This is a genomic window from Paenibacillus taichungensis, assembly GCF_003287275.1.
Taxonomy (GTDB): domain Bacteria; phylum Bacillota; class Bacilli; order Paenibacillales; family Paenibacillaceae; genus Paenibacillus; species Paenibacillus taichungensis_A.
Map to the genome: position 1 here is coordinate 1 of NZ_QEVW01000049.1, position 21,386 is coordinate 21,386.

General features: G+C 44.6%; 15 protein-coding genes. 14 read left to right on the forward strand and 1 reads right to left on the reverse strand.

Features of this window, described 5'->3' with window-relative positions; translation table 11 throughout:
* The first annotated feature begins 59 nt into the window (after positions 1-59).
* The 11 genes from DC345_RS31275 (at position 60) to DC345_RS31330 (ending at position 17,514) form a co-directional block, all read left to right on the forward strand.
* Positions 60-1,190 carry a response regulator gene (locus DC345_RS31275; RefSeq protein WP_258530981.1) on the forward strand — a complete coding sequence of 377 codons (1,131 nt, stop codon included), beginning with the start codon at positions 60-62 and terminating at the stop codon, positions 1,188-1,190.
* Between the two features lie 196 nt (positions 1,191-1,386).
* Complete coding sequence (locus DC345_RS31280) at positions 1,387-3,054, forward strand: extracellular solute-binding protein (protein WP_397333826.1); 1,668 nt, start codon at positions 1,387-1,389, stop codon at positions 3,052-3,054.
* Positions 3,055-3,136: 82 nt separating this feature from the next.
* Positions 3,137-4,027: an ABC transporter permease gene (locus tag DC345_RS31285; protein WP_113056451.1), complete on the forward strand. Its 891-nt coding sequence runs from the start codon at positions 3,137-3,139 to the stop codon at positions 4,025-4,027.
* A gap of 22 nt (positions 4,028-4,049) precedes the next feature.
* The gene (locus DC345_RS31290; RefSeq protein ID WP_113056452.1) at positions 4,050-4,934 is read left to right on the forward strand and encodes a carbohydrate ABC transporter permease; all 885 of its coding nucleotides are present in this window, start codon (positions 4,050-4,052) and stop codon (positions 4,932-4,934) included.
* A 336-nt stretch (positions 4,935-5,270) separates the two neighbouring features.
* Positions 5,271-7,259 (forward strand): Na+/H+ antiporter, encoded by a 1,989-nt coding sequence (locus DC345_RS31295; protein WP_113056453.1) that lies wholly within the window; start codon positions 5,271-5,273, stop codon positions 7,257-7,259.
* A gap of 247 nt (positions 7,260-7,506) precedes the next feature.
* Positions 7,507-8,199 (forward strand): FadR/GntR family transcriptional regulator, encoded by a 693-nt coding sequence (locus tag DC345_RS31300; RefSeq protein WP_113056454.1) that lies wholly within the window; start codon positions 7,507-7,509, stop codon positions 8,197-8,199.
* Positions 8,196-9,404, forward strand: coding sequence for a CynX/NimT family MFS transporter (locus tag DC345_RS31305; protein ID WP_113056455.1), 1,209 nt, complete (start codon positions 8,196-8,198; stop codon positions 9,402-9,404). The genes DC345_RS31300 and DC345_RS31305 overlap by 4 nt, the downstream gene beginning before the upstream one ends.
* Positions 9,405-9,911: 507 nt before the next feature.
* Entirely contained in the window at positions 9,912-12,413 is a 2,502-nt protein-coding gene (locus DC345_RS31310; protein WP_113056456.1) for a X2-like carbohydrate binding domain-containing protein, read from the forward strand.
* Between the two features lie 4 nt (positions 12,414-12,417).
* The gene (locus tag DC345_RS31315; protein WP_113056457.1) at positions 12,418-15,150 is read left to right on the forward strand and encodes an InlB B-repeat-containing protein; all 2,733 of its coding nucleotides are present in this window, start codon (positions 12,418-12,420) and stop codon (positions 15,148-15,150) included.
* A gap of 386 nt (positions 15,151-15,536) precedes the next feature.
* A complete protein-coding gene (locus tag DC345_RS31325) occupies positions 15,537-16,235 on the forward strand; it encodes a response regulator transcription factor (RefSeq protein WP_113056465.1) in 699 nt (232 codons plus the stop codon).
* The gene (locus tag DC345_RS31330; protein WP_113056459.1) at positions 16,210-17,514 is read left to right on the forward strand and encodes a sensor histidine kinase; all 1,305 of its coding nucleotides are present in this window, start codon (positions 16,210-16,212) and stop codon (positions 17,512-17,514) included. Before DC345_RS31325 ends, DC345_RS31330 begins: the two co-directional genes overlap by 26 nt.
* Here the strand turns inward: DC345_RS31330 and DC345_RS31335 are convergent.
* Positions 17,503-18,636, reverse strand: coding sequence for a LuxR C-terminal-related transcriptional regulator (locus DC345_RS31335; RefSeq protein WP_113056460.1), 1,134 nt, complete (start codon positions 18,634-18,636; stop codon positions 17,503-17,505). The two genes, DC345_RS31330 and DC345_RS31335, sit on opposite strands and share 12 nt — an antisense overlap.
* A gap of 159 nt (positions 18,637-18,795) precedes the next feature.
* On the opposite strand from DC345_RS31335, the gene DC345_RS31340 reads away from it, so the two are divergent.
* The 3 genes from DC345_RS31340 to DC345_RS31350 all read left to right on the forward strand — a co-directional run bounded on the left by DC345_RS31340 (position 18,796) and on the right by DC345_RS31350 (position 21,264).
* Positions 18,796-19,539 (forward strand): SDR family NAD(P)-dependent oxidoreductase, encoded by a 744-nt coding sequence (locus DC345_RS31340; protein ID WP_113056466.1) that lies wholly within the window; start codon positions 18,796-18,798, stop codon positions 19,537-19,539.
* 447 nt (positions 19,540-19,986) lie between these two features.
* Entirely contained in the window at positions 19,987-20,787 is an 801-nt protein-coding gene (locus DC345_RS31345) for a Cof-type HAD-IIB family hydrolase (RefSeq protein WP_113056461.1), read from the forward strand.
* A 66-nt stretch (positions 20,788-20,853) separates the two neighbouring features.
* Positions 20,854-21,264, forward strand: coding sequence for a nucleoside 2-deoxyribosyltransferase (locus tag DC345_RS31350; RefSeq protein WP_181586807.1), 411 nt, complete (start codon positions 20,854-20,856; stop codon positions 21,262-21,264).
* Positions 21,265-21,386: the final 122 nt, after the last annotated feature.

The following is a 21,386-nucleotide window of genomic DNA, read 5'->3' on the forward strand; positions in this document are numbered from 1 at the left end:
GGAAAAGGAACTCAGATTGTAATTCAATTGCCAATTCAATGCAAAAAGGAGGAACCATCATGATCAAGGTGCTGATCGTCGATGACGATCAACTTGTACGCAAAGGACTCATGCTCGCAATGCCTTGGGCTGCATTTGATATGAAGGTTGTCGGCGAAGCGGGAAACGGTGAGAGAGCACTTGAATTTTTGTCAGAAAACCATGTGGATTTATTGATTACTGATCTGGCCATGCCTGTCATGTCAGGGATTGAGCTAATCCGCACCGCACGCAAGCAATTCCCGGATTTACCAATCGCTGTTCTGACACTGCATCAGGATTTTGAATACATTCAGGAGGCACTGCGTTTGGGTGCTATCGATTATATTGCCAAAGTACAGCTGGAGAAAGAACATTTCGATGAAGTGCTTGGACGCATCCATGACCGTATACAGGCCGACAGGAAAAAAGGGTCAAAAGATGATGCCGCCTCGGAATCCGATAAAGACGCATTGTTTTACGAGAGGAATGAAAGAGGTAGAAGATCACTTAACGAGGCGAATAACGAGTGTGAAAAGGTGGGATTAACATTCGTTGCAGAGGGAGATGAATGCGTAAAGGAGAAGCTGCATTCGTTTCGCTGGGTTCATGATGAGCGATATTTGCATGATCTGCTGCAAGAATTGAGGACGTTAAGACTGCCTGTGTCCAGATTGATGCAGTTGCTTTATGGCGTAACGGTGGACTGGAACCGCACATTCAAGAACATTGTCTGTACGGAAATGACCACGCCGGTTCTTTTTGCGTCGTGGCAAGATGTAGTGGAGTGGATGACGAAGTTTCGTAAAGAAGCCCTTGTATTATCAGGTGGCCAGTATCTTCGCAAAGAGGTTAGCAGTAGCATCATGGCTGCCGTCAAAATTGTACATGACGAGTTGCAGAAGCCGTTATTTGCCAGCGATGTCTCGAAGCGTGTCAATCTCAGCCGCAGTTATTTTAATCAATGCTTCAAAGAATTGGTCGGTTATTCTTTTAATGAATATCTTCGCAAGATCAGGATCGACAAGGCACGTGACTATTTGACCCAAACGGCCAAACCGATTGTCTGGATTGCAGAGCAAACGGGTTATGCGGACGAAAAGTACTTCAGTCGGATGTTTCGGGAGCAGGTAGGCATGTTGCCAAGCGAGTACCGCAATGCACCAAGATGAGGGGTAGACGGATGGAGGGCAGGGGGGACAAATGATTTGTAAGCGTTATCAACTTCGGGCAGTTCACCGCCTGTTTCTCGTTCGGCTCTCTATCCATAAACGTTTTCCGGCCGTGTTATATTGTTGGTGCTCGACGCTAATGTCTTTTCATTAAAGGGGGATCATCCATTTGGGCAAAAAAACGGTCATGGTGGCAATGATGCTGATGCTCGCATTTACGAGTGCCTGCAACAGTACGGGAAGCAAAGAGAACGGAACGGCGGAAAACAATACCACGCCTGGTGTTACTGAACAAGGGCCGGCAGATCCGTTCGGCAAGTATGAACAGACGATTACCCTGAGGTACGGCAAAGAGGTCGATCCAACGGATAAAAGTTTGCCAGCCGGAGATACGCCAGAGAATAACCAGTATTCACGTTATGTGAAAGACAATCTAAACATTGATACCAAGGTAACCTGGCAGGCAGCTACCGGAACGAACTATGAGCAGAAGGTAAACCTGGCAATTTCAAGTAACGATTTGCCCGATGCGCTTGTGGTCAAGGATACCCAATTGCGTGCGATGGTGAAAGCTGGCCAGCTGGAGGACCTCACCGATGCATTTAATCGATATGCCTCTCCCGCTATGAAGAGTTATATGGAAAAAACGAACGGTGTATCGGCCGAGGCAGTAACATTTGACGGGAAAATGTATGCCATTCCTAGTATACAAGTACACTCTGACGGTGTTCACCAAATGTGGGTACGCAAGGATTGGCTCGATAAGCTGGGACTTGAACCGCCAAAAACGATCGAGGAACTGGAAAACGTAGCGAAAGCATTTGTGGAACAGGACCCGGATGGCAACGGCCAAAACGATACGATTGGTATTGCCGGACAGCAGAACGGCGGTCGTTTATATGCCAATTTTCTGGAGTCGACGAACAACACGTATGGACTTGATCCGATCTTTGGAGCATACAAGGCTTATCCGGGTTACTGGTTAAAAGACGATTCGGGCACCCCGGTCTACGGTTCCATTCTGCCGGAGACGAAGGAGGCTCTCGCCAAACTGCGCGAGATGTATGCAAACGGACTGATTGACAAAGAACTTGGCATTCGTAAAAGTGCATCCGAGCCAGTAGTTAACGGCAAAGCAGGCATCTTCTTCGCACCGTGGTGGATGGGATACGGACCTTTACCGGATGCGATTAAAAATGATCCTAAAGCCAACTGGCAAGCGTATCTGTTGCCGCTGGATGCTGAGGGACAATTCAATGCCCACATGGGGGCGCCATCTACCGTATTTGTCGTCGTTCGCAAAGGATACGAGCATCCCGAAGCCATTATCAAAATGCTCAACCTCCTTATCCGGGATGAGTCAAAATTCGATATCTCCGTACCTGTCGGACACTACCCGCTGCGTGTTCCAATGTCCTACATGGATGAGAGCGAATATTCGGCGAAAGCTTTGCAGGAGGTGCTTGCCGGCTCGAAGCAACCCCAAGACTTTACAGATCCGGGCTACAAACTGCTTGCCGCAGATATCCAGAATGTCAAGAAAGTGAAGAAAGAGCCCTATGACAATATGGATATCCAGTATTGGGATCCTCAAGCAGACCTTGGTGTATGGAGCCGCATCTATTCGCTATTGGTAGGTTCATCGTCCTTGCAGCAGGATTATAACAAGGTATATAGCCTCCTGTATTCCCAGACTCGAACGATGGAAAGCCGCTGGTCCAACTTGAAGAAGTTGGAGGATGAAACCTTCCTGAAGATTATTATGGGAGCCGCCCCTCTGGACACGTTCGATACGTTCGTCAGCGACTGGAAAAAACAAGGCGGTGACAAAATTATTGAAGAAGTCAAGGAGTATGTTAAGTAGGCAGCTGCCCAGAGCGCCGGGTCCAACCGGCGCTTCTTCTTGAGAAAATCAGGATGGGAGATTTCAAAGGGAGGGACACCGGATGCGAAACCGAACTTTCATCAAACATTATTACATCATGTTGTTGCCCGGATTTGTATGGCTGCTGTTAATCAGCATCATTCCCATGTTCGGGATTGCCATCGCTTTTCAGGACTTCAACCCGGGCCAAGGCATCTGGAAATCACCTTGGATCGGGCTCGAAAATTTCGAATATATGTTCAGCCTTAACGATACCAAAACCATTTTCTTTAATACGGTAAATATTGCTGTCATGAAAATAGGTGGCAATCTGATCGTGCCGTTGATCTTTGCGATCATGCTCAATGAACTGCGTCTCATGGTGATAAAGCGTTGGGTTCAAACGATCGTGTATCTTCCGCACTTTTTATCCTGGGTTATTTTGTCCGGCATATTGCTCGATGTGTTTTCGTATACGGGTCCCGTCAATGGACTGCTCCATATGCTGGGTATTGAACCGGTGTTATTCTTTGCCCGAGCAGACTTGTTCCCGTTTATTGTCGTAGGTAGTGACGTATGGAAGGAGTTCGGTTTTAACACGATCATCTATCTGGCTGCACTGACGGGCATCAGCCCGTCCCTCTACGAAGCCGCTTCAATTGATGGAGCAACTCGGTTGCGCAGAATCTGGCACGTAACTTTGCCTGGCTTGCGAACCACGATTGTTCTCTTGGCGGTGCTAAGTTTAGGAAACGTACTCAACGCAGGATTTGATCAAATTTTCAATATGTACAATCCGTTGTTGTACTCGACGGGCGATATTATCGATACCTGGGTATACCGCGAAGGGTTACTGAACATGCAGTATGGCCTCGCAACCGCGGTTGGTTTGCTAAAATCGGTGGTCAGTTTCGTACTCATCATCATTTCGTATTTGCTTGCTTCGAAGTTCGCCAATTACCGCATATTCTGACAATGAGAAGGAGACGAGCGACATGATAAGAGAAACAACGCTGCGGTCCAGAGTGTTCGATGCCACGCTGCTGGTCGTGCTGCTCCTGATCGCGTTCCTGTGCATTCTGCCTCTCTGGTATACATTGGCCGTATCTTTAAGCGAAAAATCGGCTGCTGCTGCCGGCAAAGTATGGTTATGGCCAGTAGGCTTCAACTTCAACTCATATCAGCAAATTATTGGAGACCGTTCCTTTTTCAATTCTTTTTGGATTTCTATTCAGCGGGTTGTACTTGGTGCGACAATCACGTTCATCGTGACTACGATGATGGCTTATCCGCTATCCAGGAGCCCGCGCGAATTTCGTATGCGCAACGTGTTCATGTGGATTCTTGTGTTCACGCTATTGTTCAACGGAGGTTTGATTCCCTGGTACATGACCGTTAAGGCTATCGGGCTGTACGATACTATTTGGGCGCTTGTCCTTGGTGGGGGAGTGCCAGTATTTAACGTCATCCTTATCGTGAACTATTTCCGCAATCTACCCAAGGAGCTTGATGAGGCAGCTCTCGTAGATGGTGCCGGACCGTGGCGAATGTTGATCACCATTTATGTTCCATTGGCCGTGCCAGTACTGGCTACGGTAACGTTGTTTACCATTGTGTATCATTGGAACGAGTTCTTTCATGGCTTGGTGCTAACTTCAGGGCAGGATCATTATCCGTTACAAACGTTAATCCAGCAATTCGTTGTAGTCATCGATTCGTCTAACATGACGGAAGACCAGTATAAGCGACTGAATGAGTTATCGAATCAAACGCTGAATGCCGCGAAAATTTTCATTGCCATGCTTCCCGTGCTTGTTGTATATCCATTTTTGCAGCGCTTTTTCATCCATGGTATTACGCTCGGTTCGGTGAAGGAGTAGCTGCTTCTTTCATGATCATACAATGCTAAAAGGCCGCGTATCTGCGGCTTATTTTTGTTTTAGGAAATATGTCGAACTCAAACGGTTGGGATAAAAGAATGAACCTCATTTCCAAATCACTACTTATGAAAGAAATTTGATTGGGAACTGTTAACAAAATTATTGACAAATCCGATAAAAATACTCTAGGGAATTATGTAAGAATGCTCTGGGCAGCCTAGGGGCAAGCGATTCATATACAGTTCATAAATGCAATTTACAATAAGATAAATTCTTGTTAGTAACGTGTTTTACGAAAAGCTGCTTATTACAGATAAATATGGAGGTAAGATTCGTTTGGAATTGTTTGAATTTATTTTATTGATGCTGGTGGCGGTCTCTTTATCCAATTTAGTAAACCGGTTTATACCTTCGATCTCCGTGCCTATTATTCAAATCGTGCTGGGGATGTTGATTACTTTGCTACCCTTGCACTATGAACTGAAATTAAATCCGGAGCTGTTTTTGCTTCTGTTCATTGCCCCTTTGCTGTTCAATGATGGCAGGCATGCGGATAAAGAAGCACTGTGGAAGCTGAAGAAACCGATCCTTTTGCTGGCGCTGGGTCTGGTATTTGTGACAGTAGCCGTGATGGGATATTTCCTGAATTGGTTACTTCCGGTCATCCCGCTGGCGGCAGCCTTCGCATTGGCAGCAGCACTAGCGCCTACCGATGCTGTGGCCGTAGGCGCACTGGAGCAGAAAGTGAAGATCCCCCATCAGACAATGCAAATTCTTGAGGGAGAGTCTTTGATAAACGACGCATCAGGGCTGGTCTCCTTTCAGTTTGCCGTAGCCGCAATGGTCACAGGTGTATTCTCTTTCAAAACCGCCAGTATCAGCTTTATTGCGATTTCACTTGGCGGTGTGGTGTTGGGCCTGCTGCTCACCTTAGTAAAATATGGTGTGGTGAAGTGGTTGCGCAAACTGGGAATGGAGAATGTCACGCTTCATATGCTGATTGAGATCCTGACTCCATTTTTAATTTTCATGGCTGCAGAGGAATTGGGGGTCAATGGTATCCTGGCCGTTGTCGCCGCAGGAATTGCCCATTCTTTCGGTTACAAGAAAATGAACCCTGAAGTAGCCAAGTTAAGTGTTGTATCCAAAAGCACCTGGTCAGTTATTATTTTTGTATTAAACGGACTCGTTTTCCTCTTGCTTGGAACACAGCTTCCTGATATTATCCAGACAATTTGGAGTAACCCCGAAATAGGTAATTTTAAAATCATTATGTACACACTATTATTGACTTTGGCTGTACTCGGACTGCGTCTCATCTGGGCAATGCTGATGGATATTTTCGAAGGGACCAAACCGCGTGATCCTTGGGCGCTGAGGTTGAAGAAGGCGCTTATCCTCAGTCTTTCGGGAGTTCGGGGAACGATTACACTGGCGAGTACCTTGTCACTGCCGTTTTTACTTAATGATGGCACTGCATTTCCAGCCAGAGATCTGATCATTTTCCTCGCAGCTGGAGTTATCCTGTGGACACTTCTGGCATCCAACTATCTGTTGCCGCTTTTATTAGGTAAAGAAACACAAACGGAACAGGAAGAGGAGGAAATCCAGGCAAAAATTGAGATTCTGAGAAATGTGGTTACCGGTTTAAATGAACTGACCACAGACCAGAACCGGCTTGCAACCGCCCAAATCATCAATACGTATACTTCCAGAATACGAACACTCAAGAAAGATGAGAAGAAAGATAAGGCACAGCGGTCCTTGGGTTTGTCCGTCTTGAAATGGGAAAGAGAGAATACTCTGCATGCGCTTGAAAGGAAAGAAGTGAATCCATACACAGCTTACCGTTACCTTAATCGAATTAACAAACTGTTGTTTATGCACACAAGAGATGCCCGTTATAAAAAAGAGCTTTTCCCCGTTAAGCATTGGGACGAAGTGTTAGGGATGCTGCAGCAAGTCCGGTTTAGCTTCCGTGAAAGACGAGCTGAATTGAATAGTCTCAGAATTCAAAATATTGCTTATGTCATTAAACAGCTAAATGTTCTACTCGCAGAAGGCGAGCAGGATATGGAGATGGTCAGCTCGCTAATTCTGCAGTATGAACGAATGCTGCTGGGTCTGACCAGAAATGAACCGGACACCGGCACCCGAAAAGAGTTTGGCATTTCGATGCAGGAGCTGGCACGAGTGGGAATTCAGTTGGAGAGAGACAACATCCAGTCCATGTTCGAGACAGGCAGGATTTCAAGACAGGGCGTGAAGGAAATGAAACGAGATATTCTATTCATGGAGCATGATTTGCGAGAAGAGACAAGCTGAGAGGTACCGTTCGATGTTTTTGTCAAAAACCTAGGGGGAATGCAAAGATCTCTTCCGAAAGCGCATTGAAGAAAACCGCTATTTTAGCGGTTTTTTTGTTTTTATGGAACTATAGAACTTTGTCCTTGACCTGAATACTCATAGGCTGTTTTTAGGCAAGGAGTTGCCTAGAGGATATAAGTGTGTTAAAATACCTATTAACCAAACATCCTACGTTTGAAAAAATAGATGAAATGAGGGCTTACGTATGCTTCAGAAAACAAATCGGCTGACACTGGTCGAGCAAGTCGCATTGCAAATGGAAAGACAGATCGAATCTGGCAAGTGGGCTGTCGGGACTCGTATTCCTGCTGAACCAGAATTGATGGTCGAGTTGAATGTTAGCCGTAATACATTGAGGGAAGCCATTCGGGCGTTGGTCCACGCAGGACTCTTGAAGACAAAACAAGGGGACGGGACGTATGTCTGCTCTTCGAGCGTGCTGGGCGTTGTGCTACATAAACGAATCATGCGCTCCGATACAATGCAGACATTGGAAGTCCGGCATGCGCTCGAGCGCGAGGGAGCCCATCTTGCCGCACAGCGCAGAACGGACGACGAGGCGCGCGAACTTCTTCTCCAATTGGAACGCTGGGAGGCGGCGGCAGCACGCGGTGACATGGATGGAATTGTAACAGAGGATATCCGTCTACACCAAGGCATCATCGCGGCGTCTCATAATGAAATCTTAATCGAATTATACAACCATATCGCGGACGCATCACAAGATACCATTATCAGCTTGACTCGTTATGAAATAGGCGCGAGTTTCAAGGAGATGCACCGGCATCTGGTTGAAGCGATTGTTGATCAAGATGCTGATCGTGCCGTGGCAGCGGTTCACCGTCATATTGCGGAATCGAAAGCTGTTTTTGAGGTCAAAGGAGATGAGCAGCCATGAGCGTACTAAGTGATACAAAGTCAACAATTGGGAAGAAACCGTTATCGTTGGCTTGGCCAATCATCCTCGGCATCGTTCTGATTGCAATGATTATGCGGTCGCCGTTAACATCGGTAGGCCCATTGATCGGCTCGATTCGCGAATCCCTCGGACTGTCAAATGCTACGGCTGGTCTGCTCACTACGCTGCCGTTGCTTGCTTTCGCGCTGCTCTCGCCGTTCGCCCCCTTTCTGGCACGCCGTCTTGGGGTGGAACGAACCCTTCTTTATGCTTTGGTTTTACTCATAGTAGGTATTGCGATCCGTTCGTTGGCCGCAACAGCTTCTTTGTTTGCAGGAACTGCTTTGATTGGGTTGGCGATTGCGGTGTGCAACGTACTCATACCAAGTCTGGTTAAACGTAATTTTGCTCATCAAGTCGGTCTCATGACCGGTGTGTACTCGGTGTCGATGAATTTATCCGGTGCGATTGCATCCGGTGTCAGTGTTCCGGTCGCCCGCGATCTCGGTTTCGGCTGGAATGGCGCGCTGGGCATTTGGGGCGTACTCGTTCTTTTGGCTGCATTGTTCTGGTTGCCTCAAGCCCGGGCGAGTAGGGGGGCTGCCGTATCGGCGACAAGTGGTGCGCTCAAGCGTCGAAGTCTGTGGCGTTCGCCTCTGGCATGGATGGTTACGTTTTTTATGGGGATACAGTCTCTCCTTTTCTATGTTTTGGTCGCTTGGTTGCCAGAAATCATGACAAGCCGAGGATTGAGTGAAGACAGCGCCGGTTGGATGTTATCGTTGTTTCAAACTGCTGCGCTGCCTGTAGCGTTCATCGTGCCGATTGTTGCGGGACGCATGAAGAACCAACGTTTACTGGTCATCATCATGACTATCCTGTTGTTTGTTTCATTGGGAGGTCTTTACTTTGGGGGAAATGCTCTCATTTCGTTATGGACAATTTTACTCGGAATTGGTGGGGGATGTGCGTTCAGCTTGGCCATGATCTTTTTAAGCTTACGGACGAAAGATGCGCACGATACAGTATCTTTATCCGGTATGTCGCAATCCGTCGGATATTTGCTGGCTGCAACCGGACCGATCTTGTTTGGTCTGCTTCATGACATCACGGCAAGCTGGAATCCCCCGCTATTGCTGCTGCTTGTCGTTAGCGCTCTGCTGCTCCTGTCTGGCTTGGGCGCCTCAAGAAATCGCACGGTATAAGCGAGAAGAATAAGCAGAACTTGTTAAACGCGCCGAGTGCCTCGGCAGATGCGGAATGAGATTAGTAGCATCAACTCTGTCGGTTCAGCCGGAATACCAATTCAACTTTAGGGCAAACAAAAAGAATCGTTTATCCAAAAGATTATGTTGTTTGGGATGACTATCAATTTACTTAATAAAACCATTGGTTTAGATCTAGATTAAAATATTGATCCAGTTTCGAAACTTCTCTCGATGAATACAACATCACCTCATTAAAAGTCGCTATTTTAGCGACTTTTTTTGTTTTAATGCTCCAAGTTGTCTGCTGTACGAAAATTTCATGTTCAGAATCGGTTCAGAATAGTTCGATATACTTTGCATGTAATTGCAATTTTTAAAATGTATACGAGGGGGAACATGAATTGAAGGGAAAACCAAACCATAAACGGTCCCAGATAGCGAGTTCAAAATTAGAGCTCACTTTAATTCCATTTATTGGAAAATGATAAACGCGGGAGGAAGAACATGAAAATTTTCAAACGGGGTCTAGCGGTAGTATTGGCATTCCTGATGACGGTGGCTTTCATACCGCAGAATTATGCGGAAGCTGTTTCCGACGAATGGGAACAAATAAGTCCATTCCCGACAGCTAATACAATTAATGATGTAACCTATGGCAACCATCAATTTGTCGCAGTGGGACGAAATCAAGTGATTCTTACTTCCGCTGACGGGAAGAATTGGATGGTTTCGGATCATCCAGAAGCCATTAATTCCAATCTATCAAGTGTCAGCTACGGTAATGGCAGATTTGTCGCGGTTGGATCAAGCGGATTGGTAGTAACCTTGATAGACGGGGAAACAGAGTGGAAGATTCAGAAGCAAAATATTACAACTTACGGTATAGCTAGTGTTGTCTACGGCAACGGGAAGTTTGTAGCGGTAGGGGCCGACGGGAAAGTGATGACCTCCACCGACGGGATGACTTGGACGGGACAGACCGTAGGCAGTACAAGTAACTTTCACATGGGTGTTACATACGGCAAAGATAAGTTTGTTGGAGTAGGGATTAGAGGATTTGTCATTCAATCCGCCGACGGGATTAGTTGGAGTAGCAAAACGGTTAGTACTACTAACATGTTTTACGGAGTAACCTATGGCAACAACAAATACGTAGCCGTAGGGCAGAGTGGCTTGATTATGACATCGACAGATGGGACGAACTGGAACAGTATGACGAGCAATACCTCTGCCACTCTGAATAAAGTAATCTATGACAATTTCAGCAACTTATATGTGGCGGTAGGCGGAGGAGGGACCATTGTTACTTCTCCTGATGGTACGACCTGGACAGTTCAAATAAAAGAGACTGCTAAGGATCTTAACGGCATCGGAACTGGAGATGGACTCATTGTGGTCGTTGGGTACAGCGGTGTGATCTTGACTTCAGACAATGGGATCTTATGGACAGACCAGTTGAAGGGAACGGCGGCAGGCCTCGAGGGCTTAGTTTATGGCAACGGTATGTTTGTTGCTGTAGGGAATGAACTGGTGGGATCGACAACCTCACAAAGTTTGATTCTCACATCTCCAGATGGGAAGGCTTGGATTAACCGGAAGCCATCCGTAGCACCTTTTACACGAGATTATATTGGAAGTGTTAGTTATGGTAATGGCAAATTTATTGCATTGGGATATAAGGAATCAGCCGAATTCCAGGGCCTTATTATGACCTCGTCCAATGGGATATCTTGGACTGAGCAAACGTATGGTGAGGGTACGCTTTTAGGAAGTGTATATGGAGATCAGCAATATGTAATTGTAGGTGCTAACGGCACGATACTGACTTCATCAAATGGGGAGACTTGGACGAGACAGGCAATTGAATCGTCAGACGTGCTCTATGGTGTCAGTTATGGAAACGGTCTATATGTCGCAGTAGGTGGTAGCACAATTTTAACGTCTTCTGATGGGATAACATGGAAGCAAAAATCCACGGACTCTTCAACCTATCTGTATAATGTAACCTACGGGAACGGTTTGTTTGTAGCGGTCGGGGAAGGCGGAAAGATCATTGCTTCTTCCGATGGGTTAACCTGGACGGATCAAACGAGCCAGGTATATAGCGCCCTGCATGGCATCCATTATGACGACAATGGCTTCAAAGCCGCTGGGGCTTCCGGAACCATTGTAACTTCAACAGATGGAATCACTTGGACGAAGCAACCTAGCGGTACTAACATTTATCTTAGGGATATTGTTTCGAGCGGAAACGAAGATGTGGTGATAGGACAGGATGGGGTCATTTTACGGAAAACGGTCACGAACAGTACAATCAATCCGATAAGCGGATTTTTTGACAAATACAGTTCATCACCAGATTACAAGGATGTAACAACAGAAGTTGTCTTAAACGGAAATGAACTTACCGGAATTACCAATGGGGTTGAAGCACTTGTGCTGGGTACAGACTACAACGTTGTTGCTGGTACGGTGACGATCAGTAAAGAGTATTTGTCGAAACAAGCAGAAGGAACGCTAAACTTGATCCTCGCCTTTAGTAAGGGAGCACCAAAGAAGCTGGAAGTTACAATCAGTCACACGACACCGCAGATGCTAACGGTTAGCTATTTGCCCGGAGATCACGGTGCTTTCGAAGGTACAAGCGAAAATGTAGCAATTGGTGGACATCCGGCAGCGGTGCCAACAGTCACGCCAGTGGAGGGATACCATTTTGCAGGATGGAGCAGCGATGGCGGGGTTACAAAGCTTACAAGTCAACAAGTAACTGCAGTTACGGTAACAGCTGATGTAACGTATACCGCATATTATAAAGTGTTTGTCATGGGGGACGCCGATGGCGACGGTAAAGTGACGGCTGCGGACGCACTTTTGTTGAGCAAATATATAAAAGGCAAGATCACACTAACGCCCGAGCAATTACAGGCGCTTGACATGAATGGTGACGGTAAATGGGACGATGAAGATATCAAAGTGATTCTTGCCATCTCCGTGGGAAAGGGTTGATATAATGCGTTGGAAAAAGATCATATCTACAATGCTGGCGGCCGTGATGCTATTGCCTTTCGGAACGACGGGTTATGCGGAGTCAGAAATAGCGTCAAACTCGATGAAGGTAAGCAGCGAAGAAGGGTATCCCGGGGATTCCGTTAACGTGTCGGTATATTTGACACCTGAGGAAATGATCAACCAATACGACATTTCGATTGGGTTCGATACCAACTCTCTGGAGCTGGAATCCGGAAATGAAGTGACAGATGAATTAGGGAGCTTTACAGATGAGGATGATTTTGCAACGGATCTCTCCATTGATGGGACAATCAATGTAAAGGCTAATCCAGTATTGGTTGCAGAAAGAGATACAAAGGTGTTCACACTTCATTTCAAAATCAAGAACACTGCACAGTCTGGGGATTCTAACTTGAGTTTGCTCAAATACGAACTCTATGAGGGTAATGATATCGCTTCGACTACAGTGGAGAACGGAAAAATCACAGTAAAGACAACGAATGTAGAGCACTCCGTTACGTTCGACTCGCAGGGAGGGAGCACGGTAGAACCGGCGACTGATGTGGCTAACGGCATGACGTTGAGTGCTCCGTCAGCACCTACTAAGGCGGGTTACACGTTTGCAGGGTGGTACAAAGATGAGTACGGTACAGAAGCTTGGAATTTCGAAGAAGACACTGTAACATCAGATGTAACGCTGTACGCCAAGTGGACGCGGCACGCGGCACAGATCCAGATCGGTTCGGTCAGTGGTGCACCGGGGTCTGCAGTGGACGTACCGGTCACAGTGATCGACTCTACCTATGGAATTTCAGCTCACAGCCTACAGATTGATTTTGACACAGAAGGCCTGGAAGTAACGGGCGTTGTGGGTAATTCAGGAGATTACTTCGACTCCAATTACGATAACGATGCAGGCTGGCTCAAAACAGTATGGGTAGACAGCGATGCAGGAGATACGCCAATTGCGGCTGGAGAGAAGTTGTTTACCGTAAGCTTCAAGATTAAGGGAGAGGCGACTTTAGGTGATAAGGCACTGACGGTTCAGACAGAAGAACCGACTCTTTTCTCTATCCTGGATTCGTCAGGGGAAGAGATGAATAAAACGTTGACCCCTGGCAAGGTAACGGTAAAAGAGGGACCGATACAACACACTGTATCGTTCGACTCCATAGGAGGTAGTGTGGTTTCCAGTATCGCCAATGTGGTTAGCGGCACGACAATCAGTGCTCCGCCAGCGCCGACGAGAGCGGACTACACATTCGCAGGCTGGTACAAAGAACCAGCGGGAACAAATGCTTGGAACTTTGCAGCAGATATAGTCATATCTGATATGACATTGTTTGCGAAGTGGACAACCATTGGTTCGAACAATGGCTCTAACAACGGTTCAAACAATGGTTCAAATAGTTCGAATAACTCTGGCACGCCATCGATTCCAAGTACACCGACCGTCGTGAAACCTGCGGGCTTTCAAGTCATTGTTGACGGCATTGTGAAAGACCAAATTGCTACAGGATTGATGACTAAAGAGAACGGCAAATCGGTATTGACGGCTACGATCGATCCATCCAAACTGGTTGATCAGCTCAAACAGGCGGCCAATAAATCCACCGTGATTATCCCCGTAACCGGAAGTGTGGACAAAGTATTGGTCGTTTTGACGGGTGAAGCGGTGAAGAGTATGGAAAACAAGCAAGCGATTTTGGAAGTTCAGACGCCAAACGGTACCTACAAGCTGCCTGCCGGGCAAATCGCCATTGATAACATTTCCTCTAAACTGGGCGAACAGGTTAAACTTTCGGACATTGTCGTTCATGTGGAAATTACCAAGAGCAATGAGGCTGTAGCGGTTCTCGCGGAAACTGCGGCGGCTCAAGGAGGATTTGAGATTGCGGCTCCGCCTGTTACCTTTAATGTTACGGCATCCTACAATGGTAAAACGGTAGGCGTCGAGCAGTTCAGCAGCTACGTGGAACGCGAAATTCCGCTTCCCGCCGGCGTTGACATGAGCAAGGTGACAACGGCAGCCGTGCTGAATCCAGATGGCAGTGTACGCCATGTTCCGACCTATATCACAAGTCGTGATGGGAAAAATTATGCGACCGTGAACAGTCTAACCAACAGCGACTATTTCCTGGTCTGGAATCAGAAGAACTTCGCAGATGTGGAAGGGCACTGGTCGAAGCAGGCCGTAAATGATATGGCTTCCCGCTTAATTATCAAAGGTAAAGAAGAGAACCATTATGAACCTGATGCTGTCATTACAAGGGCAGAACTCACAGCCATCGTGGTTCGCGCGTTGGGCTTGTCTGATAATGGCAGCGAGACGAAGTTTACTGATTTTACTGATGTTAAGTCCAGTGATTGGTATGCTGGCGCTATCGCCAAGGCTGTGGAATATGGCTTGATTGAAGGCTATGAAAACCAGACCTTCGCTCCTAACCAAACCATTACTCGGCAAGAAGCATTGGTGATCATGAACCGGGCGTTGAGACTCGCGGGTCTAGAAACCGACGGAGCCGATGCAGTGTCTCTGCTGTCTTCATTTGCAGATCAAGCAGCGGTTGCTGCTTGGGCAAAACAGGCCATGGCTGCAGCCGTGAAGAACAGACTTGTGGGAGGATCGTCTGAAGGCTTGATGCCAACAAAGAACCTGACTCGGGGCGAAACTGCAGCGATCGTACAACGTTTTTTGGTAGAAACCAATTTAATCGATAATTATAATAACTGACAAATAGTTTAACAATATTACAAACCAGCCTACTATATATTTTTAGTAGAGGCTGGTTTTGCTTTTTTTTGTTACTGGGGAAGAAACTACAAACAATAAAGCGCATGACCATTTTGACAAACATTGGCCAGGTTCAATCCGTGATGATGTTTATACGAAAAGGTACAAGTTTGAGGAGAAGCAACTTTTAAGTCTCAATCACTTCCTGACGACTTATATAAAACTTCATAAATTCCTTCGTTTTTATACCAGAGATTTTTCATTTAGATTGTGTATGATGGTCTGATGAAACGAAAATGGAAAAATGTATCGGCTTTACGTAACTGGTGCGTCTGCACAAAGTATTGTAGAGTTGTAGGAGCAATTACGCGATGAAGGTGAGAAAGATGGAGATCAATAATATTCTTGTTGTAGACGATGAACCGGAAATTCGAGAAGCTCTCGTTATTTACTTAAAAAGCAATGATGTAGATGTATTTACGGCCTCTAACGGATTGGAAGCACTGAAGATCCTTGAAGAAGAAACGATTCATCTTATTATCATGGACCTCATGATGCCGCAGCTTGATGGAATCAAGACGACATTTAAAATTCGTGAAGATAAAAATATACCGATCATTATGCTTTCCGCCAAATCGGAGGATAGTGACAAGATTTTGGGACTTAATGTTGGAGCCGATGACTATATAACAAAACCATTCAATCCCTTGGAACTGGTCGCTCGAGTCCGATCTCAGCTACGTCGGTTTACGAATTTGGGTTCCTTTCACTCCATCGGGGAAGAGATCATTCAAGTAAAGGGACTCGTGCTGAACAAAAGCTCGAAGACTGTTGAAGTGGATGGAGAGGATGTTAGACTGACCGCGAAGGAATACAAAATTTTGGAGCTGTTGATGGAGAACAAGGGCAGAGTTTTCTCCATTGAAGAAATTTATGAACGTGTGTGGAATGAACCGGTCTTTGCTTCGGAGAATACGGTTGCCGTACATGTAAGAAATATTCGTGAAAAAATTGAGATCAATCCTAAAGACCCAAAATATTTAAAGGTGGTATGGGGAATTGGATACAAAATCGAGAAAAAGTAAAGCAGATCGAACGATTGGAATCGACCTTCTTGTCATCATCAGCGCATTTATTTTAGGGATCTTCCTACTTATTAACGAGTTTTCATACCTAGGGGTGGGTCTGAGATATTCAACTTCACGTTTCCTCTGGGGACTGCTTTCCATTATTATCTTGGGTTTGTTGACAGCAAGACTATTTCGTTATTTTAAAAAGCCTCATAATAAACGTTCCTTCTGGGACGGCAGTGTGCTGATAGATTACTTCCATATTTGGAGAAGCGGCTTTAGGGCCAGTCTGCAAAACGGGAGACTAACGATTGGCCTCATTATTATGTTTCTGCTGGTTGCAGTAGCCGGCATTTGTTTTTGGGAGGCAGTCTCATATTATGGAGAGGCATGGCTCATCCTTTATTTGTTGCTATTTGTGCTGTTTGTGGTTCCTTATATGCTCTCCAAGTTTAGACGTTTCATCGCCATCATCAATGGAAGTAAAGAGATTGCTGAAGGAAATATTCAAAATTCCATTCAAGATGCCGGGAACGACTCCCTATCTGAACTTGCTGGCTATATTAACAATATGAAAGCCGGGTATCAAAGCGCGTTGGAACATCAAATGAAAAGCGAACGGTTAAAAACCGAACTGATTACCAACGTATCGCATGATTTAAAGACTCCACTTACTTCAATTATCAACTATGTCGATTTATTAAAAAAAGAAAATCATTCTTCGGATACAACCCGAGCCTATATTGAAACGCTGGAGCGCAAGTCGCTTCGACTGAAACTGTTAATTGAAGACCTGTTTGATATCTCTAAGATGGCCAGCGGTACAATAGAGCTGGATATGGAGTACGTCGATGTGGCAATGTTGTTGACACAAGCGATAGCGGAATCAAATACCCATGTCGGACAATCGTCGCTCGAAATACGGGAGAGGATTGCCAAGTTCCCGATCCATGCGTATTTGGATGGTAATAAAATATGGCGCGTATTTGAGAATTTAATTAGCAACGCGCAGAAATATTCGCTTCCAGGAACACGCATCTATATTTATTTGGACGAGACGGATGAACTGGTAAGATTCAAAATTCAAAACACCTCTGCCTATGAGATTGATTTTGATGCGGAAGAATTGTTCGAACGTTTCAAAAGAGCAGACGAATCCCGCCAGACAGAGGGTTCGGGACTAGGTCTGGCTATTGTGAAAAGCATCGTTGAGTTGCATGGAGGACAGATCAAAGTCGAAATTCACGGCGATCAATTCAACGTTATTGTGCATTTACCCATACTAACTCAATAATCCCCAACGGAAAGCATAGGCAACGACCTGTGTCCGATTTTTTGCGCGCAGCTTGGTCATCAAGCTGCTTACGTAATCTCTCACTGTATACTCGCTGAGGAACAACAAGGAAGCGATTTTCTTGTTATCATAACCTTCTGCCAAAAGTTCGAGAACGGTAGACTCTCGTTCTGTTAAAGCGATGGCCATCGTTTTGGCGGTGTTTTCCTTCTCTTTTCTAGATAAAAACAAACCAATCCTCTTTCCCACTTGTTCAAGTAAATCGAGCTCAGCCTTCGTGGAATCAAATGAATCTCCCATCTGGTCAAAAGTGACCCAGCCATATAATTGATGCTCGTGGGAAATCGGTATAAATATAATCGAAGACAACTGAAATAACTGGATATGCTCGTCCCTTAGATAAGGTTTTGGATTTTTTAAATAGATCGGTCTTTTAGAGTTGAAGATTAGATTTTGCTCGGTCAATTGTCCTTTCATACTCTGAATTTTCGGAAGTTCTTCGCCGATGACCCCATAGAACTGGTTGGACCAAGGTACATATGCATAGAAGACACAGCGTTTATAATTGAAATACTTCTCACATTTTTTCAGGATAAAGGCTAGATCTGAAGCTCCGGAAGAACTGACTAGGAGTTGGTTTAATTGGTCCAGCAAACGCAGTTTTTTTAATTCCTCGTTTTCCCCCGTTTCATGGTTAACAGACTCCGTATCAGCCCACTTATGAAAGCTGTGCATCAGATACGAAAAGACAGATAACAGGAACATGAGCGGGTCCATCATCCGCTGATGTTTCAGTTGTATTAATAGTGTCAGTAAAGCTTTTTCCAATATAATTTGAAGCCATTGTAAGCTTGCCATATTTAAAATGGTTAGCTGGGATTGAACCCAGGTATCCAAATAGGAAGAATAATGATTATCCATATGATCCAAGTCTGAATATGTAAACATCCGAAAAAAGGATCTCATCAGTACTTCCGTTTCGATCCGATGTGTTTCAGAAATATTAGCTTCCGCGATCAGGTAAATGTTTGTGTTTTCTTCGAGCTGTTTGTTATGCGTTTTGAAAAATAATACAAATTCCTGAAAAGTCATTTCAGTATATGGATGAAAATTTTGTGTCATAATAAGTCGTCCCCTTTAAATGAAATACCCTACAAATGGGGGGTATACAATCCATTATTACACAGAACTTTATAGGATAGTATTTCAAAATTAAAGGAGTAAGATTGAGGAGTACAAGTTCATGAATCTTACTATGAAGAAATGGAGCGGTTGAATCTTATGAAATTAAATGAAAAAGTAGCTATTGTTACAGGTGGTGCCAGTGGAATTGGTGAAGCGACCGTTCGCCTTTTCGCAAAAGAAGGAGCAAAAGTGGTCATCGCTGACTTCTCTGAACATGGTAAAGAGCTAGCTGCCGAACTCAATGGGGAAGGTCATGATACGTTATTTGTCAAAACAGATGTGACTAAAGAAGACGATATTAAGAACATGATTAATGAAACCGTTGAGAAATACGGTAAGTTGGATATTATGTATGCAAATGCAGGGGTTGCCGATGACGAAATCGTTGATGTACTTTCATATGATAAATGGAAAAGAACGATCGATATTAACTTGTCAGGTGTATTTCTTTCCGATAAATATGCGATTGAGCAGTTCCTTAAGCAAGGAAATGGGGGCGTTATTGTTAATGCAGGCTCGATCCACAGCTTCGTTGCGTTGCCTAAAACAACAGCTTATGCCTCAGCAAAAGGAGGCGTTAAGCTATTAACTCAGAATTTATGTACCGCTTATGCAAGCAAGGGGATTCGTGTCAACGCAGTATGTCCTGGATATATTGAAACGCCTCTGTTGAAGAATGTAGATGCAAAAAGCAAAGAATATCTAACTTCACTTCATCCACAGGGCAGACTTGGACGACCAGAAGAAGTAGCAAAAGCTGTGTTGTTCTTAGCCAGCGATGATGCTAGTTTCGTGAATGGTACGACCTTGCTTGTTGATGGCGGTTATACCGCACATTAATTTAGTTGAGATACAGGATGATTTTATCTGAAAACAGATGATCAAATCGAAATAAACCTCTAAATCATTGAAGACTTCTTCAATGATTTAGAGGTTTTGTTTTACATATGGCTTAAGCTATAAAAGATTCCTTAAATACCCTTTGACAGAGCATTAAGGTTTCCTGCATACTGACTTTATAAAGTTAGTTTATAAAGAGAGTTACAGAAAGAACTGATTACAATTAGAAGGATCTACCGAGATACGGGAGGTGATAGTTATGGTTTATATAATTTTAGCAGCTATTATTTGGGTTGGGGCATATGCGGCTCTGAAATGGTCGGGTCAGCCTATAGAAGTGAAGCCGATTCGATCCATTAATGATCTTTTTGAATAACGAAAGGAATTGCCATAGGAACTTAATGAGTATTCTTTATAAAGAATGTTGTTATACTAGGAGGATTTTAAATGATCAAACTTGTAGTAACTGATCTGGACGGAACATTTTTGAATAATCAAGGTTCGTTTGATATTGAACTTTTTAATGAAGTGCATGAAGAAATGCAAAAGAAAGGAATAACGTTTGTTGCCTGCACGGGAAAACAGTGTGAACGAGTAGAAAAGTTGTTTGGTGACCACGGGAAAGGTATCTGGATTCTTGGTGATAGCGCAGCCAGAATCAAGAAAGATGGAAAAGTCGTTAAAGAGTTTAGCATGGATCGCACACTCGTTCTGCGAGCCATCGAAGAAATTCAAGGTTTTGATCCCCACATGACAATCATTGTATGTGCAAGCGATGCAGCATACGTACATTCCTCTATCCCTGATGATATGTACAACGTAGTTAAAGGCTCTTATGAACAAGTCATAAAAATGGATTCCTTCTCCGAAATCGATAGTGATTTTATCAAAATAACCGTATTTGATACAGAAGGCAGAAGCACAATGCTTAGAAAACATGTGGAACAAACGTTACATGGCCAAATCTACATTGTCGACTCTGAAGCCAGATGGCTGGATATTACGGCTCTTCATACCCATAAAGGCGAAACGGTAAAAAAATTACAGGATATGCTGGGGGTAACTGCGGAGGAAACGATGTCGTTCGGTGATGGAGAAAATGATGTTGAACTGATGGCCATCGCTAAGTACAGCTTTGCTGTTAGCAATGCTTGTGAGAATACCAAAAAAGCAGCGAGTTTCATCACAAAATCTAATGAAGAAAACGGCGTTCTTATAACCATTCAAAAAATGATGGATTTGCAGTAGAACTGCTCTAAAGATTCAATCAGAAATTACTACATGACGAAGCCTGTGAAAAGGAGCGTGGGATATTTGCACAAAAATGTATATTTGTCAGGCTCTATACTTACTTCTGGGGAACGACGGAAGTTGGAACGGTTAAATACGATTATGGAGGCACACTTCTTAACCACACATCTACCACATAGAGACATAGAAACTCAATCTGTGGATTCAAAAAGTAGAGATGAAATGTTCAAATTCGCTGTTAAGGCGATAGAAGAATGTGATATGTTTGTCGCTGTAATAAACAATGACTTGAATTTAAGTAATACCTGCTGGGAGATTGGTTATGCTTATGCGCATAAGAAACCTATCTTTTGTCTACATGAAGGTGAATTCAATATCAATCAATGGGGACAACTCATGTTGATGAATTCTTCGGTTGTTTGTCATAATGTGGAAGAACTCACAGGACAATTAAATCTTACATTGCAAAAATAGGTGCAGCTTCATAATTGATCAAAAAATACAATTAAAACGGTACGAAGCACCATATGAAACAAACGCCGGCGCCCTTAATAGGTAACCGGCGTTTCACTTATTTTTTCGGCATTTTACTCTCA